This window comes from Tessaracoccus sp., from assembly GCF_016714275.1.
Lineage (GTDB): Bacteria > Actinomycetota > Actinomycetes > Propionibacteriales > Propionibacteriaceae > Arachnia.
In genome coordinates this window covers 457,546-480,385 of record NZ_JADJNP010000004.1, presented here as the reverse complement: position 1 = coordinate 480,385, position 22,840 = coordinate 457,546, and the positions used below count along the sequence as shown (strand labels likewise).

Sequence of the window (22,840 nt, the reverse complement as noted above, 5' to 3'; positions counted from 1 at the left end):
GCCATCAGCGGCTGACACGCTTCGCGGCCAGCAGCTCGGCGACCCGGGTGGAGACGGCGGCAGCAATCTCCTCCCGGGGCAGCCGCGCGTTGAGCACGAGGAAATGTTCCGGATCGGCGGCGGCGCGATCCAGGAAGTGCTGGCGGGCGCGCGCGTGCACATCCGTACCTGCGCTCTCCAGGCGGTCCTTCTCCGCGATGCGCGACACGCCGTCGTCGGGGTGGACGTCGAGGACGACGGTGAGGTCGGGGCGGAGGCCGTCGACGGCCCACCAGGCGATGCGGGCGATCTCGTCGGTCCCCAGCCCTCGGCCGGCGCCCTGGTAGGCGACCATCGACTCGACGTAACGGTCGCTGACGACGACCTCCCCGCGGGCGAGCGCGGGACCGATCAGTTCGTGGACGTGTTGCGCCTTGTCGGCGGCGTACATGAGGGCTTCGGCGCGCGGAGACACGTCGCCGAAGACCGGGTCGAGCACGAGGCGGCGTAGGTGCGCGCCGACCTCGGTGCCGCCGGGCTGGCGCGTGGCGATGTGGGCGAGCCCACGATCCGCGAGCCAGTGGCACAGCAGCTCCGACTGGGTCGTCTTGCCCGCGGAGTCGCCCCCTTCGAACACAACGAAAAGGCCGGTCACTTCTTCCTCGCCTTCTTCAGCTGTCTCCTCGCCCGCCTCACCACGCGCGGCCAGCGCTCGATGAAGTCCGCTCGACGCACCGCCACGCGGCTGCGCCGGCGCTCAGCGTCGACGCCTTGCTGGTAGGCCTGCTCGGGCGAGAGCCCCGCCAACTCCGGGATCGTGGCCGAGGCGCCGAACTCGCAGCCGTGGAGCGCGGCGACGATGCCGTCGAGCCGTCTGACCATCGCGCCGAGCACCCGGGGCGAAAGCGGCACGGCGACCGTGGCGGCGACGCTCAGCTGCTCAGCGGCCAGGCGCGCGGCGGCCCACTGCTCGTCGGGAGCCTGCTCGGTCAGGGCGCGGCAGCGCTCCGCGAGGATCTGTCCCGCGTGCTGTGCCCGGTCGATGAGGATGGCGGCGGGACGGCGGGACAGGTCGCCGAGCCGCGGTGCTCGGGCCCCGCCGACCAGCGCGTTCAGTACCTCGGGCAGCGCGGGCTCGAGCTCTGCCTGCGACGCCCAGGGCAGGTCGCGAAGCAGTCGCTCGGTCGCCTCTCGCCATCCCGGTTCGAGCACGGGGGCGAGGCCGCGCAGGTCCTTGCCGAACGCCCACAGCAGCGCGTTGGTTGCCGCGACATCGTCGCTCTCGACTCTCCGGCGCTCCAGCTCTGCGGTGGCGATCGCGAGCAGATGCCCGGCGAAGACCGTGGAGACGAAGTCTTCGAGGCTGGCGTCGGGTGTCACCTGTTGAGGAACCGGGAAGTTCGTGAGCCCGGTCGCCGGCGCGCCGAGGCGCTCCTGCAGCGTCGGGAACGTGTCCACGACCGTGCCGTTGACGGCCAGTCCCGCGGCGATGAGGAACTCGCGCTGCGCCTTCGTCACCCCACGCTTCTCCGGCGTGACCGTGATCTCGCGGTAGCGGGCGGTGGCGACACCCCCGTGCCGGACGGTGACGCGCTCGTCGCGCACGACGGCGACCGTCTCGCCCGCGGCGTCGCGCAGCGCCCATTCGTCGCGGTGACAGCGCAGCGCGGCGATGGGGCCGAGCACGGCGCCGCGGATCAGCGGCCGAAGCCGGCGGGCCATCTCCTCGGGCAGGTCGCCGCTGCTGCCGAGCGGGCGGGTGCATTCTACGGGAAGGTGCGGCGCCCAGCGAGCCGCGGAGAGGTACCACTCGCCGATGCCGCCGACGACGCGGTGCGCCACCACGACGCCGTCACGCAGCAGCCTGCCGTCGGCGGCGTCGACGACGGTGACGTCCATGGCGAAGCTGGCCGCCGGCCGCCGCAGCAACCGCGGCAGGCCGAGTTCCGCGGACGTCAGCACCGGCGGGTCCGAGGTGAAGGGCACCTCGATCCGCAGGACCGCCCGCCGCTTGGCCTTCTTGCCCATTGCTTCCGCCTCGGGCCTGTCAGGCCTTCGGGGTGGCCTTCGTCGTGGCCCGCTTGGTGGTAGTCGTGCGCTTGGCCGGGGCACGCTTCGTCGTCCGCTTCGGGGCCGGTCCCTTTGCGCGCTTCTCGGCAAGGAGCTCGAACGCGCGCTCAGGGGCGACGGCGTCCGGGTCGTCGTCGCGGCGAAGGGTGGCGTTGGTCTCGCCGTCGGTCACGTACGGCCCGAAGCGGCCCGACTTGAGGACGACAGGCTTGCCGGAGACCGGGTCCGCGCCGAACTCCTTCAACGGGGCGGCCGCGGCAGCCCTCCCCCTCGTCTTGGGCTGCGCATAGATGGCGAGCGCCTCGTCGAGCGTGATGTCGAAGATCTGATCCTCGGAAGTCAGCGAGCGCGAGTCGGTGCCGCGCTTGAGGTACGGGCCATAGCGGCCGTTCTGCGCCGTGATCTCGTTTCCTTCGGCGTCCGCGCCGACGACCCGCGGCAGGCTCATCAGCTTGAGCGCGGTGTCCAGGTCGACAGAGTCCAGCGACATCGACTTGAACAGCGAGCCGGTGCGCGGCTTCGCCGACTTCGGCGCATCCTCGGGCAGCACCTCCGTCACGTAGGGGCCGTAACGGCCGTTCTTGGCGACGATCAGGTTCCCGCTGGCTTCGTCCACACCCAGCTCCCGCTCGTCGTCGAGAGGCTTGGACAACAGCTCCTCGGCCGCCTCGACGGTGAGCGCGTCCGGCGCCATGTCCTCGGGGACGTTGGCACGCCGGCCGTCCGAGGACTCGACGTAGGTGCCGTAACGCCCCACCCGCACGTCGATGCCGGAGTCGCGCAGCGGGAAGGTGGACAGCGCGCGGGCGTCGATCTCTCCGAGCTCCGTGACGAGCGTTTCCAAGCCCTGCTGTGCGTCGCCGTCGGGGCCGAAGTAGAAGTCGGACAGCACCCTCAGGCGCCGCGCCTCGCCGGCTGCGATCTCGTCGAGCTGCTCCTCGAGCTGCGCGGTGAACGCGTAGTCGACGAGCTCGGAGAAGTGCTCCTCCAGCAGGCGCGTCACGGCGAAGGCCAGCCAGGTCGGGACGAGCGCAGAGCCCTTCTTGAACACGTAGTCGCGGGCGGTGATGGTGCGAATGATCGACGCGTAGGTCGACGGGCGGCCGATCTCCAGCTCCTCTAGTTTCGCCACGAGCGACGGCTCGGTGTACCGGGCCGGCGGGCGGGTCTCGTGCCCGGCGGGGGCAACCTTCGCGACCTCGAGCGCCTGCCCCTTCTCCAGGATGGGGAGGCGGGCCTGGGCGTCGTCGGTGGCCGAGTCGTCGTCGGTTCCCTGCACGTAGGCCTTGAGGAATCCAGGGAACGTGATGGTGCGGCCGGACGCGACGAGGCGCGCGGAGCCGACCTCGCGGCCGAGCACCGTGGTCTCGGACAGCTTCGCGTCGACCGCGACCGATACGGACTCTCCGCGGGCGTCGGCCATCTGCGACGCGAGCGTGCGACGCCAGATCAGCTGGTAGAGGCGGAAGGCGTCGCCGACGAGACCCGTCTTGTCGGGATGCTGGAAGGTGTCGCCCGCGGGGCGGATGGCCTCGTGGGCCTCCTGCGCGTTCTTGACCTTCGACGCGTAGACGCGAGGCTTCTCGGGGAGGAAACGGTCGCCGAACAGCTCGGAGACCGCCCGGCGCGCGGCGGTGATGGCCTGGCCGGACAGCGTCACCGAGTCGGTACGCATGTAGGTGATGAACCCCTTCTCGTACAGCTCCTGCGCCACCGACATCGCGCGCTGCGCGGAGAAGCCCAGCTTGCGGCCGGCCTCCTGCTGCATCGTCGTGGTCCGAAACGGCTCGTAAGGACGGCGCGTGTAGGGCTTCGCCTCGACGGAGGCGACGGTGAGGGTGGCGGCGGCCAGGGCGTCGGCCAGCGCCGTCGCCGCGGCCTCGTCGAGCACGAGAGCCTCGCCGCCGGTGAGGGCGCCGGAGGCGTCGAAGTCGCGGCCCTGAGCGACGCGCGCGCCGCCGACATCGGCGAGTCGGGCCGGGAAGTTGCGGGGGTCGGCGTCCGCGCCGGCGTCGAGCGTGACGTCGAGATCCCAGTAGGAGGCGGGGACGAACGCGATGCGCTCGCGCTCCCGGTCGACGACGAGGCGGGTCGCCACCGACTGCACCCGGCCGGCCGACAGGCGTGGCATGACCTTCTTCCACAGCACCGGCGAGACCTCGTAGCCATAGAGGCGGTCGAGGATGCGACGGGTCTCCTGCGCGTCGACCAGGTCGACGTCGATGTCGCGGGGATTGGCGACGGCGTCGAGGATGGCGGACTTCGTGATCTCGTGGAACACCATCCGCTTGACCGGAACCTTGGGCTTCAACTCTTCCTTCAAGTGCCACGCGATGGCCTCACCCTCGCGGTCACCATCGGTGGCGAGCAGGAGCTCGTCGGCGTCCTTGAGCTTGGCCTTCAGGTCCTTGATGGTGTTGCGCTTGTCCGGTGAGACGACGTAGATGGCCTGGAAGTCATCGTCGACGTTGACCCCCGTGCGCGCCCACTTCTCGCCCTTGTACTTCGCGGGCACTTCCGCGGCGGAGGTAGGCAGATCACGGACATGGCCGCGCGAGGACTCGACGACGTAGTCGCGGCCGAGGTAGCCGGCGATCTTGGTCGCCTTGGTGGGCGACTCCACAATCACGAGACGCTTCGAAGCCATCAGGAAGGTCCTCCGGGGGGTTGAGACTGAGTCGAACAATAGCCTTACGTGTCAATCCGGACCTAGGGAAGCACTGATCAATGCTTCCTCCGGCGAGGACGTGCTGGGCGGGATGTCCCGCCGCTCCGAGATCGCAGTGCCGTACTGGACGTCCGGCACAAGATGGAGGAGCGGCGGGGCGCCCGATCCAGTGCGCCGCAGCTCGCAAGAATGATTGAATCAGTGGTTCCCAAAGTTCGGGCGCATCAGGCTCCGGCCTGGTCCGGCACGAGGAGTTGGTCGAGGAGTGCCTGGCGGATCTCGGGCAGCACCGCGGCAGCCAGTTCCGCCGGGTTGACCTCCAGCACCTGCGCGACGGCGCCGAGCACCTGGCCGACGGTGAGGTCTCCATCGAGCGCGCCGAGGGTCGCGGCCAGCGCGGTGTCGGCCTTGATGGCACGCAGCAGACCCGTACGCTGCCGGAACACGACGTGCTCCGGGTCCTCCGCACCGGGCGCGCCGATGGTCTCCTGTTCGACGTCGACGAGCCGCGGGCACGCGGCCAACAGCTCGTCGGTGGGGAGCTGGAAGGCGTCGACGGCGGCGGCGTGGCGGGCGAAGACGGCTCCGACAGGCTGGGCGACAGGATGGGGCCAGCTCTCAAACCTCCGGTGCGGCACGTCGCGGCCGGCGCGCGTGATCAGGATCCACCCCATGCCGACCGAGCGGATGCCGAGGCGGTCGAAGTAGGCGAGCCACTCGTCGTAGGCGGCGCGCCAGCCGGGCGTGCCCGCAAGGCCTGCGTCGGTCAGCCACATCTCGATGTAGGAGAAGACATCAAGGCGCTCGCGCTCGATCACCCACGCGTCGCAGCCGTCCGGGACCCAGGAGCGGAGCCGGTCCTCCCAGGGCTGGTCGAGGACCGCCCAGTTCGTCAAGAGTTGGAGGCTACCGCCGGGCGTGAGGTGGTCGGCGGCGCCGCGCACGAGGGTCTCGACGAGCGCGTCGGCCTCGAAGTTTGCCTCGCGGTAGGCCAGCGTGTCGGCCTCGGCGCGGGGAGGGCTCATCACGAAGGGAGGGTTGGAGACGATGAGGTCGAACCGCTCCCCGTCGACCGGCTCGTAGAGTGAGCCGTACCTGAGCTCCACGTCCGCGCCGTTCAATGTGGCGGTGAGCGCGGCCAACTCCAGCGCGCGGGCGTTGACATCCGTGCCGACGATCCGACGGACGTGCCGGGCGAGGTGAAGCGACTGGACACCGCAGCCGGTACCCAGGTCGAGCGCGCTTCCTACGGGGGTGCGCATGGTGATCTGGGCGAGCGTCGTCGACGCCGGGGAGGCGCCCAGCACGTAGTCGGGGGCGGTCGGCGTTACGACATGGTCGAGGCCGGGGGTCGGGTCGGCGACCAGCCACCCGCCCGCGCCGTCGTCCGGCGACCCATAGGGACGGACGTCAACGCGCGCCCTGACCTCGCCGTCGGCGACGGAGAGATAGCCTGCGGCGGCCAGGCCTTCCACGTCAAGGACCCCGGCGAGGTCTGCGGCCGGGACGGGGAGCTGGAGCAGGAACAGCCGGATCAGGGAGGCGAGCGGGTCGCGCGCGGCGCCGAGGGCCACGTCCGCGGGCACGGTGCAGTTGCGACCGAGGCCGTCCTGCCCGAGATCGCCGATGCGGGCAAGCACGTCGTCGACGGTGTACGCGGCGGCGGCCAGGTCGGCGCGGAGGCGCGCGGCGTCGACTCCCGTCACTTGACCGAGTCCGTGGCGCCCTGCCAGAGGTTGATGCCCTGCACGCCACCGTGTTGGTCGATGGCGGCCAGTTCCTCTGCGGAGAACGCGAGGGTGCCGAGCGCCCCCAGGTTGTCGTCGAGCTGTGCCGTCGAGGAGGCACCGATCAGCACGGTGGTGACCGACGCTGCGCCCTGGTCGCGCAGCACCCAGGCCAGCGCCATCTGAGCGAGCGTCTGGCCGCGGCTCTCCGCGATCGCGTTGAGCGCCCGCAGATGACCGATGTTCTCGTCCGAAAGGAGGTCCGTGCTGAGCGACTTCCCCTGCGTTGCGCGCGACCCCTCCGGAATGCCGTTCAGGTAGCGGCCGGTGAGCATTCCCTGGGCCAGCGGCGAGAACGCGATGACACCCATGCCCGCCTGGGCGCAGGCCTCGAGCAGGTTCGGCTCGCCCCCTTCGACCCATCGGTTGAGGATCGAGTAGGACGGCTGGTGGATGATCAGCGGGGTGCCGAGCTCCCGGGCGATCTCCTGCGCGCGCAGCGTGAGGCCCGCCGAGTAGGACGAGATGCCGGCGTAGAGCGCCTTGCCCGACCGAACGGCCTGGTCGAGCGCCGCCATGGTCTCCTCGAGCGGCGTCTCGGGGTCCGGGCGGTGATGGTAGAAGATGTCGACGTAGTCGAGTCGCATCCGGGCGAGCGAGTCGTCGAGCGAGCTGAGCAGGTACTTGCGCGAGCCGCCGAAGCCGTACGGCCCGGGCCACATGTCCCAGCCCGCCTTGCTGGAGATGATCAACTCGTTGCGGTAGGGCCGGAAGTCCTCGGTCATGATGCGTCCGAAGTTGGTCTCGGCTGCGCCGTACGGAGGGCCGTAATTGTTGGCGAGATCGAAGTGCGTGATGCCCCGGTCGAAGGCGTGCCGGAGGATGTCGCGCTGGTTCTGGAGCGGCGCGTCGTCGCCGAAGTTGTGCCAGAGCCCCAGCGACAGCGCCGGGAGTTTCAGCCCCGAGGCACCGAGGCGGCGGAACGGCATCTGGGCATAGCGATCACTGCTGGCTACATAGGTCATGGCTCCACCCTATTACTCACGGACTCACCTTCTCGTCGCTCACGAACGTGTTCCTCCCGCCCGATCAGGTGCCCGCGGTGGCGCGGCGCGTCACGGTCGCCGGTCCCCAGGGCGGGACGGGGATCAGGTGCTCGACCACCGCGATCTCCACGACGACAGACCGACCAGCCCATTTCACTGCGCAGTTGGCCACCCACGCGTCGTTCCTCTCAGCCGCATGCGCCGCGGCGTCGCAGGCGGAACCGCCCTCGACGGCGGCGGTCGCCCCGGCAAGGGCTGCCAGGTCCGCAGCCTGCTGGGCATGCCGGGCTTGACCCACCCAGACGACGACGGTCGACGCGGTAAGGCTCACCACCAGCACCGCGAGGCACATCCCCAGCGTCAGGAGCCCACCGGCCACGCCGCGCTCGTCGCGGCACCGCGCGGCGCCGCGACGAGCGGTGGGGCGCCTCACCGCGGAGCCATCGCGGACCCTCACTGCCCGACCCCCGGCTCGTACGCGGCCCAGGCCTCGGCGCTGAGTTCCACGGCGGGAAGCGTCAACAACCGGAAGGGCGCCCGCACCACCGTGCGGACCCCGGGACCGTCGCGCGACACCCGGACCACCGCGCCCACGGGTGCGTGGTCGCGGGCCTCCGCGGCGGCAGCGTCGTCGCCACGCGCCGTCTGGCGCGCCACCTGGGACGCCGTCTCGGCACACGCGGCCTGCGCGACGCCCAGCAGCGTGAGGCTGACGAGGAACGCCGCCACGAAGGTGGCGGCGAGGACGCCGATCGCCAGCTCCACCGTCACCATGCCCTTCTCCCCTGTGCGGCGCGCCGGGCGGCCCCGGCGGCCGCCCGGCCACCGCATCACTAGATCCCGCGGGAGATGTTGCGGAAGGTATCGACGACGAACTTGAACAGCGTCTCGAAGAACGCGTTGTCGTTGAAGATGCGCAGCAGGACGAGCGCGGCGGCCGCCGCCGCGAGCAGACCGACTGCGTACTCGACGGTGGTCAGGCCGCGTTCGGCGAGGCGGCGGACGCGGGCGCTCCGACGCTCGGGCTGGGGAACGAGAGTGGTCATGGCGGTTCCTTTCGATGAGCGGCTGCGGATCAGCCGGTCATCTCCGTCATGTCAAAAACGCACCCCGAATCACCACCTTCGCGCCCACCTGTGGATGAGTCGAACGGACAACACCCGCTCCTGTGGACCCCGGGAAATCCATCCCTAGCGAAGCTAGGCCAGAGCCCGCTGCCGCGCAGGTCGGTGGGCCCTCATCAGCCCGCGCCGTTCAGCAAGAAGTCGAGCAGCGCGGCGGCGTCGGCCTTGTTCAGCACCTGGTTGGCGTTGCCGCACTTCGGGGAGACGACGCAAGCGGGGCAGCCGTCGGCGCAGCGGCAGCGCGTGAGACGCTCCAGCGTGCCCCGCAGCCAGTCCTCGACGACGGCGTAGCCGCGGCGGGCGAACCCCGCGCCGCCGGCCATGCCGTCGTGCACGAAGATCGTCGGCGCTCCGGTGTCGGGATGCAGAGCGGTGCTGAGGCCGCCGATATCCCACCGATCACAGGGCGCGAACGCGGGAAGCAGCCCGATGGCGGTGTGCTCCATCGCGTGGGCCGCGGCGCCGACCTGGAGTTCGGGCCACCCGAGCTGTGCCACCAGCTTCGGCGGCACCGTCCACCACACGGCCTCGGTGACCATCTGGTGTCTGGGCAGATCCACCTCGGTGGAGTCCCACACCTCGTGGGTGACCTCGTCGCGACGGAGGTAGCCCAGGACCTGGGAGTGGAGGCGGACGTCGCCCCAGCAGACCTCGGTGGCGCCCAGTGGCCGGCGCTCGACTTCCCGCAGGATCTCGACCTCAAACGACGCCTGCGGCTGCGTGTAGTAGGGGGGACGGGCGGCCGTCACGAAGGCCTGGCGCTCATCACGGTCGACGCCCTCGACGAGATAGGAGTCCCCCTGGTGGAGGTAGACGGCTCCGGGGTGGACGGTGCGGTCGACCGCGGCGGCGTCGACCATGCCGACGACGCGGCCCGTGTCGCGCTCGATGACGTCGACGGGGCGCTCACCGATGGAGCGCAGGTCGATGAAGTCCACGGCGCGGTCCGGGCGGGTCCAGAAGTAGCGGCCCGCCCGATCGCGGAGCACGCCTTGCGCGGCCAGCGCCGCCGTCAGATCTGAGAAGGAAGGGCCGAACCAGGACTCGTCCTCGGCCGTGAGCGGGTGTTCCTGCGCGGCCGCTGCCAGGTGCGGCCCGAGGATGCGCGGGTTGTCGGGGTGCACGACGGCGTGTTCGACGGGCGCGTCGAACACCAGCTCCGGGTGATCCAGCAGGTACTCGTCGAGCGGGTTCTCGCGCCCCAGCAGCACGACGAGCGCGTCCTGGCCGCGTCGGCCGGCGCGCCCGGCCTGCTGCCAGAAGGATGACAGCTTGCCGGGGAAACCCGAGACCAGCACCGCGTCCATGCTGGCGATGTCGACGCCGAGCTCTAACGCGTTGGTGCTCGCCAGCGCGCGCAGCGTCCCATCCTGGAGACCGGCCTCGAGTCCCCTGCGGTCGACAGCGAGGTAGCCGCCGCGGTAGGACGCGATCCGCGCGGGTTCGCGCGCCAACTCCTGTGCGGCGATCGACACCAGTTCCGCGGCCTGCCGCGACTGCACGAACGCGATGGCCTGGTTGCCGTCGTCGGCCAGCCCGGCGAGCAGCGCGGCCGTGTCCGTGCGCAGCGACGCCTCTGGCCGCCAGAGCGCGACGGTGCGGCGCCCCGCAGGCGAGGCGTCCTCGCCGACGACGGCGACCTCCCGCTCACCGATCAGCGCGCCGCCGAACATGGCCGCGTTCGGGGCGGTAGCCGAGGACAGCGCGACGACCGGGGCGGCACCGTAGAGCGCCGCCAGTCGGCGGAGCCTACGGATCACCTGGGCCACATGTGCCCCGAAGACGCCCTGATAGCGGTGGGCCTCGTCGACAACGATGTAGCGCAGGGCTCCCAGGAACCGCCCCCACCGCTGGTGGTTCGGGAGCACGGAGTAGTGCAGCATGTCCGGGTTGGTCAGGAGATAGGACGCGTGCTCGCGCGCGAAACGGCGTTCCCCCTCGTCCGAGTCGCCATCGAGGGCGCCGATCCGCCAGCCCTTCGGGCCCAGCCCGCGCGCGGCGCGGGCCTGGTCATGTGCGAGGGCCTTGGTGGGTGCGAGGTACAACGCGGTGTGGCGCGGCGCCGTGAGTCGTGGGCGGTCGCCGGCCACGGGGACGCCCAGGCGGCCATCTGCCGCGGCGAGGATGGGGAGCAGGTAACCGAGCGTCTTGCCCGATCCCGTCGGCGTGCAGATCATGGCGTGGTTGCCCCGGTAGAGCGCCTCGGCGAACGCCGCCTGATGCCGCCACGGCCGCGGATAGCCGGCTGCCTCCAGCCTTGCCGCACCCGCCTCGCCGAGCCAGACGGGCCAGTCCACCGCGTCTCCGGGGCGCGGCGCACGCTCGGCGACAGCTGTCACCGCGTCGCGCTGCAGCACCCATTCGAAGCTCACCGGAGCAACTCTGCCAGCCGCCACCGACACTTCCGGAACCCGCGCCGCGCCCACCCACCGGTCGCGGGAAAAGGCCCCTGCTCATCCGAGGAAGTCCCCGATCAGCGACGCCACGATCGGCACCACCCCGACGAGCACGAAGGCGGGCAGGAAGCAGGCCATCAGCGGCACGACCGACCGCACGCCGACGGTCCTTGCCGCGGTCATCGCAGCCTCGCGGGCCTGCGCCCGCGCATCCTCGGCCTGCGTGCGCAGCCCGTCTGCCAGCGCGAGCCCGGACCGCTCGGCGCGGGCAAGTTCCCCCGCGACCCGGCCCCAAACCTTGTGGGCACGCAGTTCGCCCCAGGCAAGCCCTCCCACCCGGCCGAGCCTCATGTCGGCCGCGATGCCGACCAGCAGCGCCCTGGTGGCGGGAGGTGAGGCCTCCGCCACCGTCGCGACCGCCGTGACCATGGGAAGACCGGCCTCAAGACAGGCGGCGAGGAGGTCAAGCGCCTCCGGCAGCTGCTGGACCAGCGGGACGTCGGTGCCGCGCCGCCATCGCCATCGTTCCCTGACCGCCGAAAGCGCCCGCTCCACGAGGCCTTCCCTGACCGGCGTCTCCGCGATGCGGCCTAGCGACGAGGCCGCGCCACCGATGAGCAGCCACGCCGCAGCTGCTGCCAGCACCGCGGCCGGCCAGGCCGCGCTCACGACCGACCCCGTTGCGGGCGCGCGAGCCTGTCTATCCACAGCACGCCGACCGCCGTCAGCACCGCGCCCACCAGGACGAGGACCCCGCCCAGCGGTTGTCCCAGTAGGAAGTCGACGGGGTTCACGCCCGCCGCGAAGCCGAGACCGACGGCTGCGAACGGCAGCGCGGCCATGATCCGGCCGCTCATCCGCGCGGCCGCCAGCTCCGCGTCCACCATGGCACCCACCTGCCGTTCTCGCCGCAGCGCATCGGCCACCAGAGACAGCACCGGAGCGATCGGGGCGCCGCTCCGCTGGCAGACCTGCCAGGCGGCACCGATCCTGGCAAGGCCGCCGCATCCCGGGCGCGACGCCGCCAGGGCGAGTTCCGCGGGGACGTCGCCGCCGAGCCGTGCGGCGCTGGCGGCGGTGGCGAGCACCGCGCAGTCCTCCGCGGCGGTGGAGAGCGCCTCGGAGGGGATCTGCCCGGCCCGCAGCAGCGAGGCGAGCAGTCCGGCGGCCTCGGCGCACTCCCCTGCGAGCCGACGCTCACGTGCTGCCGCGCGATGCGTGAGCGCAAGCCTGACAACGGTTCCGCCGGCCACGGCGAAGGTCACCGCCCATCCCAGGGCGCGCGGCCCGAACCAGACACCGACCAGGGCCAGCGCGGCCACGGCCGCGAGCACGACCGGCCATCCCCGGCGACGGCGGGCCGCTACCTGCCGCGGCGGACGCAGCCGCTCAAGAGACCGGGCCGGGGCAGGACCGAGCAGCAGCACCGCAGCCAGACCGGCGATCGTCGCCGCCGTCACGACGACACCAGCTCATCCAGCCGGTCCGCGGCCTGCTCGCGCCGCACGCCGTCGACCCCGAAGGACAGCGCGGGCACCACCTCGACCAGACCGTCTGGGCCGCGCCGAAAGACCCCGACCCCTGCGACCCGCCGCGTCCCGTCGTGCCGCCTGCGCACGTGGATCACCGCCTTGAGCGCCGCCGCGACCTGCGCGTGGCAGGCATCGCGGCCCAACCCGCCCAGCGCGGCTAGGGCCTCCAACCTGGCAGGAATGTCCGAGATCGAGTTGGCATGCACCGTGCCGCATCCCCCCTCATGTCCCGTGTTGAGCGCCGTCAGCAGGTCCGTCAGCTCTCCGCCGCGCACCTCGCCGAGCACCACGCGGTCGGGCCGCATCCGCAGCGCCTGCCGCACCAGCGTCGTCAGCGTGATCGCGCCGGCACCCTCACCGTTGGGCGGGCGCCCCTCCAGCCGGACGCAGTGGGGATGCGCGGGCTGGAGCTCCCGCGCATCCTCCACCAGCACGATCCGTTCCTCGGCAGGCACGAGCGCCAGCAGCGCAGAGAGCAGCGTGCTCTTTCCCGTGCCTGTGCCACCGGAGACGAGAAAAGGCACGCGATGCGCAACCACCGCCCGCAGCACCCCGGCCCCGGCGGGTGGGAGCGCCCCCGCCGCCACCAGGCCGTCCAGCGCGAACGTCCGGCGCGCAGGCACGCGCAGCGAGAGACACGTCCCCGGCTCCGCGACAGGCGCGAGGACGGCATGGAGCCGCGTGCCATCCGGCAGCCTGCCGTCGACGAACGGCGCGGAGTCGTCCAGCCGCCGTCCCGCCGCGGCAGCGAGACGGATGGCGAGTCTTCGCACCTGTTCGTCGTCCACGAACACCACCTCTGCGCGCTCCAGTCCTGACCCACGGTCGACGAAGACCTCACGCGGGCCGTTCACCAGCACATCGGAGACCCCCGGCTCTGCGAGCAGCGCATCCAGCGGACCCGCGCCGACGCTGTGGCGCCGGAGTTCCGACATGGTCTCCCGGACCAGGGCGTCGGTGACGACCTCCCCGAGGTCGCGCAGCGTCGCGGCCACGTCGACCGCCGTGTGCGGACGCCCCAGCGCCGCCAGGCGCGACCTCAGCGTCTCCAAATGCGCCTCACGCATCGCTCACCCTCCGCAGGGCTCCAGCGGCCTGGCGCGCGAACCGGCGCGCAGGTCCCGGGAGCGGGGGCATCCCCATTTCGGCCAGCCGCGGCAACGCCTTGTCGTCACCGATCTCGCCCCAGCAGGTCAGCCCGAGCGTGCGACCCACCACCTCCGCGGGCACGGTCCGGCCCCGGCCACGGCGCACCAACAGCCCGTCCGGGCTGATCCCACCGTGCTCGGACATCATCCGCGCCGAGGCGACCGAGCGCACGTCCGCACCCACCACCAGCACCGTCCTGTCCACGGCGCAGGGCGGGACCCGGCGCCCGCCGTCGATCAGCACCAGATCCGCCTCACGGACCAGAGAGGCGACGACGGCGGCCAGCGCCGCCTCGTCCGGCGCGCCGGGCGAGGCCCTGTCCTGCGCGAGGACGGCGACGCCGTCGGCCCGAGGGAGTGCGTCCCACACATCCTTTGCCTCGCCTCGCACCCGCGCAAGCCCGGACCAGCGGACGCCGGGTTGCGCCTCGGCACCCAACACGAGATCGATCCCGCCGCTGTGTTCCGCGAGGTCCACGACGGCCGCGCGCGCACCCCGCCGCGCCGCCGAGAGCGCAAGCCCGGCCGTCAGTGTGCTCACCCCCAAACCTCCGGTCGCGCCGAGGACGGCTACCGCCTGCCCGCGTCTCGTCCCACTGTCGCCCGCCCGGCGCAGCGCGTCCGCGAGGCGTGCGCCGTCGTCGGGAAGCAGCAACACGGGGAGACCCAACTGCCCGGAGCAGCGGGCCAGCTCCTGCGCGGACGTGCCGACGACGAACGCCTCCCCCGGCGCGACGCCGCTCCACCGCGCACCGACCTCCGTGCTCACCAACCGCAATGCCGCCCCCGCCCACTCCTGGCCGGCGGCCGCGCCGTCGGACACAACCCGAAGGGGGACCCCCAACGCGGCGGCGCTCACCTCTACCGCCTCGACGACGGCCTCATCCCTTGCGCACAACAGCGCGTGCGGCGTGTTCTCCATACTCCCGTTATGTCCATCTCGGAACCCGATTTCCCACGCGATGGGCAACCTGTGGATAAGTCACGGGGGCGCGAGCGGGCTAATCTATGGCCCAGCCCGCTCACCCGAGGAAGGACCCCATGGCCCGCCTGGATCTGCCCACCGAGGCACTCGACTGGCTCGCCGTCTGGCACGGCGTGCGCGGCCTCGTGCTGGCAAGCGACCTGGGCGTCCCCCGTCGACTCACCGCCGCCGGGCACACGCTCTTCGCGCTGACCGACGACCACACGCTCGCCGGACGGCTGGGTGCCGTCCCCCGCGTGATCCCGATCCTCGCGCGGCCGGAGGCCATCCCCGCGGATCCCTGCCAGTTCGAGGTGGTCTTCGCCCACCAGAACCTGCACCGCTTCGATCTCACCCAGGCCCTGCCGCAACTGGCACGCGTGATCCGGCCTGGTGGCTGTCTCAGCGCGTCGTACCTCGTGCGCGACGACACCGTTCCCTGGGTGCGCCGCCTCGCCGCCCTCCTGCGTCGCTACGACCCGATGGCCATGCGCGGCGACTACGGCCACGCCTGCCTCGGCACCCTCGCGGCCTCCAAGTACTTCTCCGACGTCGAGGAACGCGCGTTCCGGGTTTGGCAGCGCATCGGCCGCGACGACCTCATGGCGCTCGTGACCAACCAGCCGCTCGCCGCGAACCTCACCGACGCCCAGCTCAACCAACTCCTCGGCCAGGTGGGCGAGCTGTACGACGGCGCAGTCCGTCCCGGCGAGTCGCTCCGGCTCCCCTTCCATCTGATCGGCGTGCGCGCCTGGGTCACGCACGAGGAGCTCACCGCCCCCGTCCGCCTCCCCGACGACGGGCTCAGCATCCCTCTCTAGGAGGCCGCTCCTCGCCGCACTTCCCCGACACCGCCGGACCCCGACTAGGCTAGACCCGCGAAAGGAGCAGCCATGCCCACAGAGCCCCGTCACCCGCTAGTCGAGATCAAGGATGCCGTCTCGGACTTCGTGTCCGTGCAATCAGAACTCGCCGCGGCGGAACTCAAGCCCGCAGCCAAGGCCGGGGCCGTCGGCGCCGGGTTCTTCGCCGGCGCGGCGCTTTTCGCGTTCCACGCCGTCTGGATGCTCGTCATCCTCATCGCGCTCGCGGTTGGGCTGTTGCTGCATGCCCTGACGCCGCTGGGCCCTTGGGCGTCTTTCACGCTCGGATTCCTCGCCAGCGTGCTCACGTCGCTCCTCATCGCCGGCGTGCTCTTCACGCTGGGCCGCGGCAAGTTCTCGCACGTCAAGAAGCCAGAGGCCACCATCGCAGAGGCGAAGGCGACCCTCGACGCCGTCGTGGACGCCATCGCCTCACGGCCGGCCACCACCACCGTGGCGGTCACCGTGGAGCCCACGCCGTCGGACCTCGAGAAGACCTTCGGCCGGCCCTAGGCCTCGAACCACCGATCTGCCCCTACGCCGCGGCCGCTGGTGGATCGAGGCTAAGCCTCCATCCACCGATCTGCGCCTACTACGCGACCCCATCCGGGAACACTGGCTTCGCCCTGACCGCTCAACAGACGTCTTCGGTATGCCTTCGCGTCCAGCGCTTGCCCCTGCACCCGTCTGGTGCCGCTCGCTACGGCGCCCACCGGTGGATCGAGGCTAAGTCCCCGCCCTTTCCCGGACGGGAAGGCGACTCGCCCGCGCAGACCTGGCAGGCTTGGGCCATGACCAAGTGGGAATACTTCGTAGCGCCGATCCTCTCGCACATCGCGCAACAACTGCTCAACAACTTCGGCTCCGAGGGCTGGGAACTGATCCAGCTCGCGCCAGGCCCCAACCCGGACACGCTCGTCGGCTACTTCAAGCGCCCCGTCAAGGACGCCTGATGTCCGTCTCCGCCCGCCTCGCGGAGTTGGGAATCGCTCTCCCATCCGTAGCCAAGCCGGTGGCCGCGTACGTCCCAGCGGCGCGCGTCGGCAACCAGGTATGGACCTCCGGTCAGCTGCCCAGCATCGACGGCGCGCTCACCGCCACCGGCAAGCTCGGCGCCGAGGTGACAGCCGAGGAGGGCGCCGCCGCTGCCCGGGTCGCGGTCCTCAACGCGCTGGCGGCAGCGGCAGCCGTCGCAGGCGGCGTCGACAACATCCGCCGCGTGGTGAAGGTCGTCGTCTTCGTGGCGAGCACACCAGAGTTCACCGCGCAGCCCGCCGTTGCGAACGGCGCCTCGACGCTGCTCGGCGAGGTGTTCGGCGAGGCCGGCGCGCACGTGCGCAGCGCCGTCGGCGTCTCCGTGCTCCCCCTCGACGCGGCGGTGGAGGTCGAGCTGATCGTCGAGGCGTAGTGCGCCCCGCGCCTACGGCCGAGGTCAACCGGATCCTGGCCGCGACGTATCCCGACGCGAAGGCGGAACTGGACTTCCGCGACGCCTTCGAGTTGCTCGTGGCGACCGTGCTCTCCGCACAGTCGACGGACCGCCGCGTCAACGCCGTCACCGCCGTGCTCTTCGCGCGCTATCCGACGCCCGTTGCGCTCGCCCAGGCCGACCTCGCCGAGGTCGAGGAGATCATCAAGCCGGTCGGCTTCTTCCGGACGAAGGCCGCGGCCATCGTCGGGCTCTCTCGGCGTATCGTCGACGAGTTCGACGGCCGGGTCCCGGCCACGCTCGACGAGCTCGTCACGCTCCCGGGTGTCGGCCGCAAGACGGCCAACGTGGTGCTCGGCAACGCGTTCGGCGTGCCCGGCATCACCCCGGACACGCACCTCATCCGGCTGTCCAACAGGTTCGGGTGGGTGCACAGCACCAAGCCGGACGACGTCGAACGCGCAGTCGGCGCGCTGTTCCCGCCCAGCGAGTGGGTCATGGTGGGCCACCGCGTGATCTGGCACGGCCGACGGTGCTGCCACGCCCGGCGCCCCGCCTGCGGCGCCTGCCCCGTGGCGGGGATCTGCCCCAGCCACGACATCGGCGAGGAAGACCCCGTCAAGGCGGCGGCGCTGATCCGCGAGCCGCGGGGGTAGGCTCGGGCGCCATGTACAGGTGGATCGGCGCGCTGGCGGCGCTCGCGCTCGTCGCGTGCGGCGGGCCCGCTGCCCCTGGCACACCGTCGGCCCCGTCGACGCCCGCGGATCTGGCGGCGCTCGCCGAGCAGTTCCGCCTCCCCGACTGCCCCGAGACCGACGCGAACGCCCCCGCCGTCGACGGCGGCCTCCCGCAGACCGCGCTGTCGTGCCTCGGCAGCGGCCGGACCGTGAACCTTGCGGGGCTCCCCCGCGAGCCGATGATCATCAACTTCTGGGCGCAGTGGTGCGAGCCGTGCCGCGCGGAGGCCGGGTTTCTGCGCGAGGGCCTCGCCGAGCTCGACGTCGTGCGCTTCGTCGGCGTCAACTACAACGACCCCCAGCCGGACTGGGCCATCGAGTTCGCCGGCCTCGCCGGGTGGTTCTACCCGCACGTCGTCGATCAGGACAAGACGTTGCGCGCGGACCTGCCCATCACCGGCATCCCCACGACGATCTTCGTCGACGAGAACGGCGTCATCAGGGGCACCCACCCGGGGCCTTTCGAGTCGACCGCGCAGCTGAAGGACCTGGCCGCCGCGTACTTGGGGGCCGAGTGACCGGCCCGTTCGACCAGCTCGCCGCGGCCCTCGCCGCCCACCCCGCTCCGCGGACCATCGGACTGGACAGGACCCCGCGCGGCGAACGCTCCGCCGCCGTGCTGATGCTCTTCACCGAGGCCGAGGACCCGGCTGTGACCTTCGTGACGCGGGCCGAGACGCTCCGACGCCACGCCGGCCAGGTCGCGCTGCCCGGCGGCGCCGTCGACCCTACGGACGGGTCAGCGTTCGCGACGGCGTTGCGCGAGGCCAAGGAGGAGATCGGACTCGAGCCGTCGAGGGTCAGCCTCATCGGCGAGCTTCCCGCGCTCTGGGTGCCTGCTTCCCGGTACGACGTCACCACCGTGGTCGCCACATGGCCCGGCGACCACGAGCTCTGGGCCGCCGATCCGGCGGAGACCGGGGCGGTACACAACTTCTCCGTCTCGGACCTCGCGTCGCCGTCGACGCGGGTGACGGCCCAGCATCCCCGCGGCTACCGCGGGCCTGCCTTTGTGCTCGACGACACGTTCATCTGGGGCCTCACCGCGCACCTCGTCGACTGGGTGCTCGACCTGGCAGGTTGGGCGCGCCCGTGGGACCACGGCCGCGTCGTCGACATCCCGGAGCGCTTCCTCCGGGACTGATTTCGTGTGTCAGGGAAGGACCGAGACCTGGGTATCGGATCCGGAGTAGTTGACGAGAACGTCATGCCATGAGCCGATGTCCGGACGCGACCGCAGCAGCGCGCGGCGCTCCCGCTCCGTCATGCCGCCCCAGACGCCCCACTCGATCCGGTTGTCGAGGGCCTCGGCCAGGCATTCGGAGCGGACGGGGCACCCCCCGCACACGGACCGGGCGCGTTTCTGGTCCTTGCCTTCGGGAAAGAGCGCGTCCTCCATGTCGCGGCACTTGGCCCGTAGGGTCCACTCGCTCACCTCAGCCAGAGACATCAACTGCCCTCCCTTGCGCAGAACCTTGTCGGTGACCCCAGACCGTAGCGCATGACTGCGGGTTCGCAACAGTCAGGTCCGCCGGGGAACACCAACTGTTCATCCTTCGGCCGCGAATCCACCCCATATAGGGGAAAGCGACGGAGCGGGAAAGCACGGTGCGGGGTCTCTTGGGGTCGTCACGTATCATGACGCCCATGAAGTCAGCCTCCCTTGGCCAGAAGGCGTACTCACTCCTCATGTTCTTTGCGGTGAGCGTGCTCGCCGGTCTCCTGCTGTCCGGGCTCGCAGTGCCGTTGACCGCGCTCGCCGGCGGCGGCGTCAACCTCGCCGCAGACTCGCTCGACGACATCCCTGCAGATTTGGCGACCCCGCCGCAGTCGCAGCGTTCCCGAGTGCTGATGGCCAACGGCAAGGAGCTGACGACGTTCTACGCCGAGAACCGCGTCTACGTTCCGCTGTCGAAGATCGCTCCTGTCATGCAGGAGGCGCAGATCGCCATCGAGGACCACCGCTTCTACGAGCACGGTGCCATCGACTTCCAGGGCTTCGGCCGGGCCCTGATCAAGACGCTCACCGGCGACACCCAGGGCGCCTCGACGCTCACACAGCAGTACGTGAAGCTCGTCCGCGTCGAGACGGCCGCCGCGGCCAACGACCGCGAGGGCGTCCGCAAGGCCATCGAGGTGACGCCGGAGCGCAAGATCATCGAGATGCGCTACGCCATGGCGCTGGAGGACCGCCTCACGAAGGACCAGATCCTCGAGCGGTACCTCAACATCGCCTACTACGGCGACGGCGCGTACGGCGTCGAGGCCGCGGCTAGGCACTACTTCGGCACGACCGCCGCGAAGCTCACGCTGCCGCAGGCCGCCATGCTGGCCGGCATCGTGCAGAACCCGGTCTCCCTGAACCCGGTCAAGCACACCGAGCGGGCCATCGACCGCCGCGACGTCGTGCTCAACCAGATGGTCAAGTGGGGCATGATCACCGAGCAGGATGCGGTCGAGGCGAAGCAGGAGACCTTCGACCCCGCGAAGGTGCGGCGCGCGAAGAACGGCTGCATCGACTCGAAGTACCCGTTCCTGTGCGACTACGTGCGCCGCACGCTGCTCCAGCTGCCCAGCATGGGGGAGACGCAGGAGGAGCGCGAGAACATGCTCAAGCGCGGCGGCCTCACCATCCAGACGATGATCGATCCAGAGGCGCAGGACGCGGCCGAGAAGGCCGTCGGCAACATCGTCGCGCCGAAAGACCCCGTCATCGGCGCCTCCGTCCTGATTCAGCCGAAGACAGGCCTGATCGTCGCCATGGCGCAGTCGCGGCCGAAGATGGGCGACGGCAAGGGCGAGACCTGGTACAACTACAACGTCTCAAACAAGAAGCCGGACATGGGCGGCGCCGAAGGCTACCAGGCGGGCTCGACGTTCAAGACGTTCACGATGGCCGCGGCGCTCGACATGGGCATGACGCCAGGCAAGCAGTACAACGCCCCAGGCCGCATCGACCTGCAGGGCATGACGTTCAAGAACTGCAAGGGCCCGTTCGTGTTCCGGCAGGACCACGCCGTCGGCAACCTCGGTTACACCAACTACGGCATGATCGACATGATGAAGGCGGCCCAGAGCTCGGTCAACACCTACTTCATGCAGCTGGTGCGTGACGTCGGCATCTGCTCCTCGATCGACATGGCGAAGAAGGCCGGCGTCAAGGCGTCGATGGGCACCGACCTGCGGTCCGAGCAGAACTACCCCGTGTTCGTGCTAGGCACCGCCGATGTCACGCCGCTGTCGATGGCCGAGGCCTACGCGACCTTCGCGAACCGCGGCAAGCACTGCAACCCGATCATCCTGGAGTCGGTGAAGACGGCCGACGGCAAGAAGATCGAGGTCCCCGACGCGAACTGCAAGCAGGTGATCCGCAAGGAGGTGGCCGACGGCGTCAACTACATCCTTGAGTCCGTCGCGAAGCAGGGCACGGGTCGCCCCGCCGCGATCCTCGACGGGCGGGACGAGGCGGGCAAGACGGGCACGACGAACGAGAACAAGTCGGTCTGGTACGCGGGCTACACTCCGGAGATGGCCGGCATCGGCATGATCGCGCTCGATAAAGCCCACAAGGACGTCAAGAGCAAGAAGGTCAGGAGCCTCAAGAATCTGTCACTGGAGCGGACCTACCTCCGCGGCACCGGCGGCGGCGACGCCGGCAAGATCTGGAATGCGGCCATGAAGTCGGCCCTCCGCGATCTCCCGAAGACGAGCTTCAAGGCTCCGACCAAGGAGATCCTGCAGGGCGTGAAGGTCAAGATCCCGGATGTGCGCGGCATGGGCTACGACCAGGCGCGGCGGACGCTGGAGGCGGCTGGCTTCACGACGCAGCGGCTGGAGGTCTTCTCGTCGTGGCGTCCCGGCACGTTCCTCGGCACCGCGCCGACGGGTCAGGCCGTGAAGTTCTCGACCATCCAATTGAAGGTCTCGAAGGGTCCCGAGCCAGAGCCTGAACCTACCGTTCCCGATGACAAGGACAAGGACGGACGAAAGGACAAGAAGCCGGACGACAAGAAGCCGGACGACAACAAGAAGCCGGACAAGAAGGATCCCGACGACTGATGTCGAAGGCTCTTGTGAAGGCGGCCGCAGCAACGGTCGCCGTCGGTGGAGCGTGCTTCGCGTGGGGGCTTGCCGAGGCCGGCCTCTACACGGTCCGCCGATTCGATCTGGACATCCTTCCTCCCGGTGGCCGATCCCTCCGCATCTTGCACGTCTCGGACCTGCACCTGCGCGCCGCCCAGGAACGCAAGCTCGCCTTCGTCCGCTCGCTCGCGGTGTTGGAGCCTGACGTCGTCGTCAACACCGGCGACAACATCACCGAGCCGGGCGCTATCGCTCCCCTGCTCGCCGCAATGGACGGGCTGCGGTCGCTCCCCGGCGTGTTCGTGTTCGGCTCCAACGACTACTTCGCGCCGCGGTCGGGGAACCCACTCAAGTACCTGCTCCGTCGCCGGTCCTCCACCACCTACAACACCAACGGTCGGCAGGAACTGCCCTGGGAACAGCTCCGCGACGGCCTGGAGGGCTGCGGCTGGGACGATCTGACGCACCGTCGGGCGACGTTGGAGGTCAACGGGTACCGGCTGGCCTTCCGTGGCACCGACGACGCGCACCTGAGCCGCGACGACTACTCTCTCGTCGCGGGACCGGCCGATGCGACAGCGGACCTGAACATCGGCGTGACGCATGCGCCGTACCTCCGGGTGATCGACGCCATGGCGGCCGACGGCATGGACCTGATCCTGGCCGGTCACACGCACGGCGGCCAGGTCTGTGTTCCGTTCTACGGCGCGCTGGTGACCAATTGCGACCTGGATGCCGCGCGCGTCAAGGGCATGTCGTCGCACACCGCGGGCGGCCACACGGCGCACATGCACGTCTCAGCCGGCCTCGGCACCTCGCCGTACGCGCCCTACCGGTTCGCCTGCCGCCCGGAGGTCACGCTGCTGACCCTGCGCCCGCGCCCGTCATAGCCGCGTCCCCAGCCACACACCGCTGGTTCGCGCAAACGGCCGCCGTCGGCTAGTATTTCCGTCGGCCCTCGGGGTGTGGCGCAGCTTGGTAGCGCGCGTCGTTCGGGACGACGAGGCCGCAGGTTCAAATCCTGTCACCCCGACCATCAACTGCTGAAACCCCGCCTGCGGGCGGGGTTTCGCA

Annotated in this window: 23 protein-coding genes and 1 tRNA gene; 10 read left to right on the top strand and 14 right to left on the bottom strand. The window is 70.8% G+C overall.

Going from position 1 to position 22,840, the window contains the following annotated elements; genetic code table 11:
* Positions 1-4: 4 nt before the first annotated feature.
* From tmk to ssd, 13 genes are all read right to left on the bottom strand, one after another.
* Entirely contained in the window at positions 5-634 is a 630-nt protein-coding gene (tmk, locus tag IPJ61_RS16470) for a dTMP kinase (RefSeq protein ID WP_297110072.1), read from the bottom strand.
* Entirely contained in the window at positions 631-2,007 is a 1,377-nt protein-coding gene (locus IPJ61_RS16465; protein WP_297110069.1) for a hypothetical protein, read from the bottom strand. Before IPJ61_RS16465 ends, tmk begins: the two co-directional genes overlap by 4 nt.
* Before the next feature lie 19 nt (positions 2,008-2,026).
* Positions 2,027-4,696: a type I DNA topoisomerase gene (gene topA, locus IPJ61_RS16460; protein ID WP_459251306.1), complete on the bottom strand. Its 2,670-nt coding sequence runs from the start codon at positions 4,694-4,696 to the stop codon at positions 2,027-2,029.
* Between the two features lie 245 nt (positions 4,697-4,941).
* The gene (locus tag IPJ61_RS16455; protein ID WP_297110066.1) at positions 4,942-6,423 is read right to left on the bottom strand and encodes a DUF7059 domain-containing protein; all 1,482 of its coding nucleotides are present in this window, start codon (positions 6,421-6,423) and stop codon (positions 4,942-4,944) included.
* Positions 6,420-7,469 (bottom strand): L-glyceraldehyde 3-phosphate reductase, encoded by a 1,050-nt coding sequence (mgrA, locus tag IPJ61_RS16450; protein WP_297110063.1) that lies wholly within the window; start codon positions 7,467-7,469, stop codon positions 6,420-6,422. Before mgrA ends, IPJ61_RS16455 begins: the two co-directional genes overlap by 4 nt.
* 64 nt (positions 7,470-7,533) lie before the next feature.
* Positions 7,534-7,923, bottom strand: coding sequence for an Rv3654c family TadE-like protein (locus tag IPJ61_RS16445; RefSeq protein WP_297110060.1), 390 nt, complete (start codon positions 7,921-7,923; stop codon positions 7,534-7,536).
* Positions 7,924-7,943: 20 nt separating this feature from the next.
* Positions 7,944-8,321: a TadE family type IV pilus minor pilin gene (locus tag IPJ61_RS16440; RefSeq protein ID WP_297110057.1), complete on the bottom strand. Its 378-nt coding sequence runs from the start codon at positions 8,319-8,321 to the stop codon at positions 7,944-7,946.
* A gap of 2 nt (positions 8,322-8,323) precedes the next feature.
* Positions 8,324-8,536 carry a DUF4244 domain-containing protein gene (locus IPJ61_RS16435; RefSeq protein WP_297110054.1) on the bottom strand — a complete coding sequence of 71 codons (213 nt, stop codon included), beginning with the start codon at positions 8,534-8,536 and terminating at the stop codon, positions 8,324-8,326.
* Between the two features lie 194 nt (positions 8,537-8,730).
* A complete protein-coding gene (locus IPJ61_RS16430; RefSeq protein ID WP_297110050.1) occupies positions 8,731-10,986 on the bottom strand; it encodes a DEAD/DEAH box helicase in 2,256 nt (751 codons plus the stop codon).
* An 81-nt stretch (positions 10,987-11,067) separates the two neighbouring features.
* Positions 11,068-11,679 carry a type II secretion system F family protein gene (locus IPJ61_RS16425; RefSeq protein WP_297110048.1) on the bottom strand — a complete coding sequence of 204 codons (612 nt, stop codon included), beginning with the start codon at positions 11,677-11,679 and terminating at the stop codon, positions 11,068-11,070.
* Positions 11,676-12,470: a type II secretion system F family protein gene (locus tag IPJ61_RS16420; protein ID WP_297110045.1), complete on the bottom strand. Its 795-nt coding sequence runs from the start codon at positions 12,468-12,470 to the stop codon at positions 11,676-11,678. Before IPJ61_RS16420 ends, IPJ61_RS16425 begins: the two co-directional genes overlap by 4 nt.
* Positions 12,467-13,609 (bottom strand): TadA family conjugal transfer-associated ATPase, encoded by a 1,143-nt coding sequence (locus tag IPJ61_RS16415; RefSeq protein ID WP_297110042.1) that lies wholly within the window; start codon positions 13,607-13,609, stop codon positions 12,467-12,469. Before IPJ61_RS16415 ends, IPJ61_RS16420 begins: the two co-directional genes overlap by 4 nt.
* The gene (gene ssd, locus IPJ61_RS16410; protein WP_297110040.1) at positions 13,602-14,612 is read right to left on the bottom strand and encodes a septum site-determining protein Ssd; all 1,011 of its coding nucleotides are present in this window, start codon (positions 14,610-14,612) and stop codon (positions 13,602-13,604) included. Before ssd ends, IPJ61_RS16415 begins: the two co-directional genes overlap by 8 nt.
* A 119-nt stretch (positions 14,613-14,731) precedes the next feature.
* Between ssd and IPJ61_RS16405 the strand changes: the two genes are divergently transcribed.
* The 7 genes from IPJ61_RS16405 to IPJ61_RS16375 all read left to right on the top strand — a co-directional run bounded on the left by IPJ61_RS16405 (position 14,732) and on the right by IPJ61_RS16375 (position 18,827).
* On the top strand, positions 14,732-15,475 hold the full coding sequence (locus IPJ61_RS16405; RefSeq protein WP_297110037.1) for a class I SAM-dependent methyltransferase: 744 nt from the start codon (positions 14,732-14,734) through the stop codon (positions 15,473-15,475).
* A gap of 72 nt (positions 15,476-15,547) precedes the next feature.
* On the top strand, positions 15,548-16,030 hold the full coding sequence (locus IPJ61_RS16400; RefSeq protein ID WP_297110035.1) for a phage holin family protein: 483 nt from the start codon (positions 15,548-15,550) through the stop codon (positions 16,028-16,030).
* Positions 16,031-16,308: 278 nt separating this feature from the next.
* Positions 16,309-16,470: a DUF4177 domain-containing protein gene (locus IPJ61_RS16395; protein ID WP_297110032.1), complete on the top strand. Its 162-nt coding sequence runs from the start codon at positions 16,309-16,311 to the stop codon at positions 16,468-16,470.
* Complete coding sequence (locus IPJ61_RS16390) at positions 16,470-16,925, top strand: RidA family protein (protein ID WP_297110029.1); 456 nt, start codon at positions 16,470-16,472, stop codon at positions 16,923-16,925. The genes IPJ61_RS16395 and IPJ61_RS16390 overlap by 1 nt, the downstream gene beginning before the upstream one ends.
* Complete coding sequence (nth, locus tag IPJ61_RS16385; RefSeq protein ID WP_297110027.1) at positions 16,925-17,602, top strand: endonuclease III; 678 nt, start codon at positions 16,925-16,927, stop codon at positions 17,600-17,602. Before IPJ61_RS16390 ends, nth begins: the two co-directional genes overlap by 1 nt.
* Before the next feature lie 11 nt (positions 17,603-17,613).
* Positions 17,614-18,201: a TlpA family protein disulfide reductase gene (locus tag IPJ61_RS16380; protein ID WP_297110024.1), complete on the top strand. Its 588-nt coding sequence runs from the start codon at positions 17,614-17,616 to the stop codon at positions 18,199-18,201.
* 101 nt (positions 18,202-18,302) lie between these two features.
* Complete coding sequence (locus IPJ61_RS16375; RefSeq protein ID WP_459251310.1) at positions 18,303-18,827, top strand: NUDIX hydrolase; 525 nt, start codon at positions 18,303-18,305, stop codon at positions 18,825-18,827.
* Between the two features lie 9 nt (positions 18,828-18,836).
* Here IPJ61_RS16375 and IPJ61_RS16370 read toward each other — a convergent pair whose 3' ends face one another.
* A complete protein-coding gene (locus IPJ61_RS16370; protein ID WP_297110018.1) occupies positions 18,837-19,133 on the bottom strand; it encodes a WhiB family transcriptional regulator in 297 nt (98 codons plus the stop codon).
* A gap of 197 nt (positions 19,134-19,330) precedes the next feature.
* On the opposite strand from IPJ61_RS16370, the gene IPJ61_RS16365 reads away from it, so the two are divergent.
* From IPJ61_RS16365 to IPJ61_RS16355, 3 genes are all read left to right on the top strand, one after another.
* A complete protein-coding gene (locus IPJ61_RS16365) occupies positions 19,331-21,742 on the top strand; it encodes a transglycosylase domain-containing protein (protein ID WP_297110015.1) in 2,412 nt (803 codons plus the stop codon).
* Positions 21,742-22,656: a metallophosphoesterase gene (locus tag IPJ61_RS16360; protein ID WP_297110012.1), complete on the top strand. Its 915-nt coding sequence runs from the start codon at positions 21,742-21,744 to the stop codon at positions 22,654-22,656. The genes IPJ61_RS16365 and IPJ61_RS16360 overlap by 1 nt, the downstream gene beginning before the upstream one ends.
* 69 nt (positions 22,657-22,725) lie before the next feature.
* Positions 22,726-22,802 (top strand) — tRNA-Pro (locus IPJ61_RS16355).
* Positions 22,803-22,840: the final 38 nt, after the last annotated feature.

Bases quoted from the DNA above. Each gene is read 5' to 3' on its own strand.
- IPJ61_RS16465 (WP_297110069.1), bottom strand. From the start codon at position 2,007: ATGGGCAAGAAGGCCAAGCGGCGGGCGGTCCTGCGGATCGAGGTGCCC.
- topA (WP_459251306.1), bottom strand. From the start codon at position 4,696: ATGGCTTCGAAGCGTCTCGTGATTGTGGAGTCGCCCACCAAGGCGACC.
- mgrA (WP_297110063.1), bottom strand. From the start codon at position 7,469: ATGACCTATGTAGCCAGCAGTGATCGCTATGCCCAGATGCCGTTCCGC.
- IPJ61_RS16440 (WP_297110057.1), bottom strand. From the start codon at position 8,321: ATGCGGTGGCCGGGCGGCCGCCGGGGCCGCCCGGCGCGCCGCACAGGG.
- IPJ61_RS16435 (WP_297110054.1), bottom strand. From the start codon at position 8,536: ATGACCACTCTCGTTCCCCAGCCCGAGCGTCGGAGCGCCCGCGTCCGC.
- IPJ61_RS16415 (WP_297110042.1), bottom strand. From the start codon at position 13,609: ATGCGTGAGGCGCATTTGGAGACGCTGAGGTCGCGCCTGGCGGCGCTG.
- ssd (WP_297110040.1), bottom strand. From the start codon at position 14,612: ATGGAGAACACGCCGCACGCGCTGTTGTGCGCAAGGGATGAGGCCGTC.
- IPJ61_RS16405 (WP_297110037.1), top strand. From the start codon at position 14,732: ATGGCCCGCCTGGATCTGCCCACCGAGGCACTCGACTGGCTCGCCGTC.
- IPJ61_RS16400 (WP_297110035.1), top strand. From the start codon at position 15,548: ATGCCCACAGAGCCCCGTCACCCGCTAGTCGAGATCAAGGATGCCGTC.
- IPJ61_RS16395 (WP_297110032.1), top strand. From the start codon at position 16,309: ATGACCAAGTGGGAATACTTCGTAGCGCCGATCCTCTCGCACATCGCG.
- IPJ61_RS16390 (WP_297110029.1), top strand. From the start codon at position 16,470: ATGTCCGTCTCCGCCCGCCTCGCGGAGTTGGGAATCGCTCTCCCATCC.
- IPJ61_RS16380 (WP_297110024.1), top strand. From the start codon at position 17,614: ATGTACAGGTGGATCGGCGCGCTGGCGGCGCTCGCGCTCGTCGCGTGC.
- IPJ61_RS16370 (WP_297110018.1), bottom strand. From the start codon at position 19,133: ATGTCTCTGGCTGAGGTGAGCGAGTGGACCCTACGGGCCAAGTGCCGC.
- IPJ61_RS16365 (WP_297110015.1), top strand. From the start codon at position 19,331: ATGAAGTCAGCCTCCCTTGGCCAGAAGGCGTACTCACTCCTCATGTTC.
- IPJ61_RS16360 (WP_297110012.1), top strand. From the start codon at position 21,742: ATGTCGAAGGCTCTTGTGAAGGCGGCCGCAGCAACGGTCGCCGTCGGT.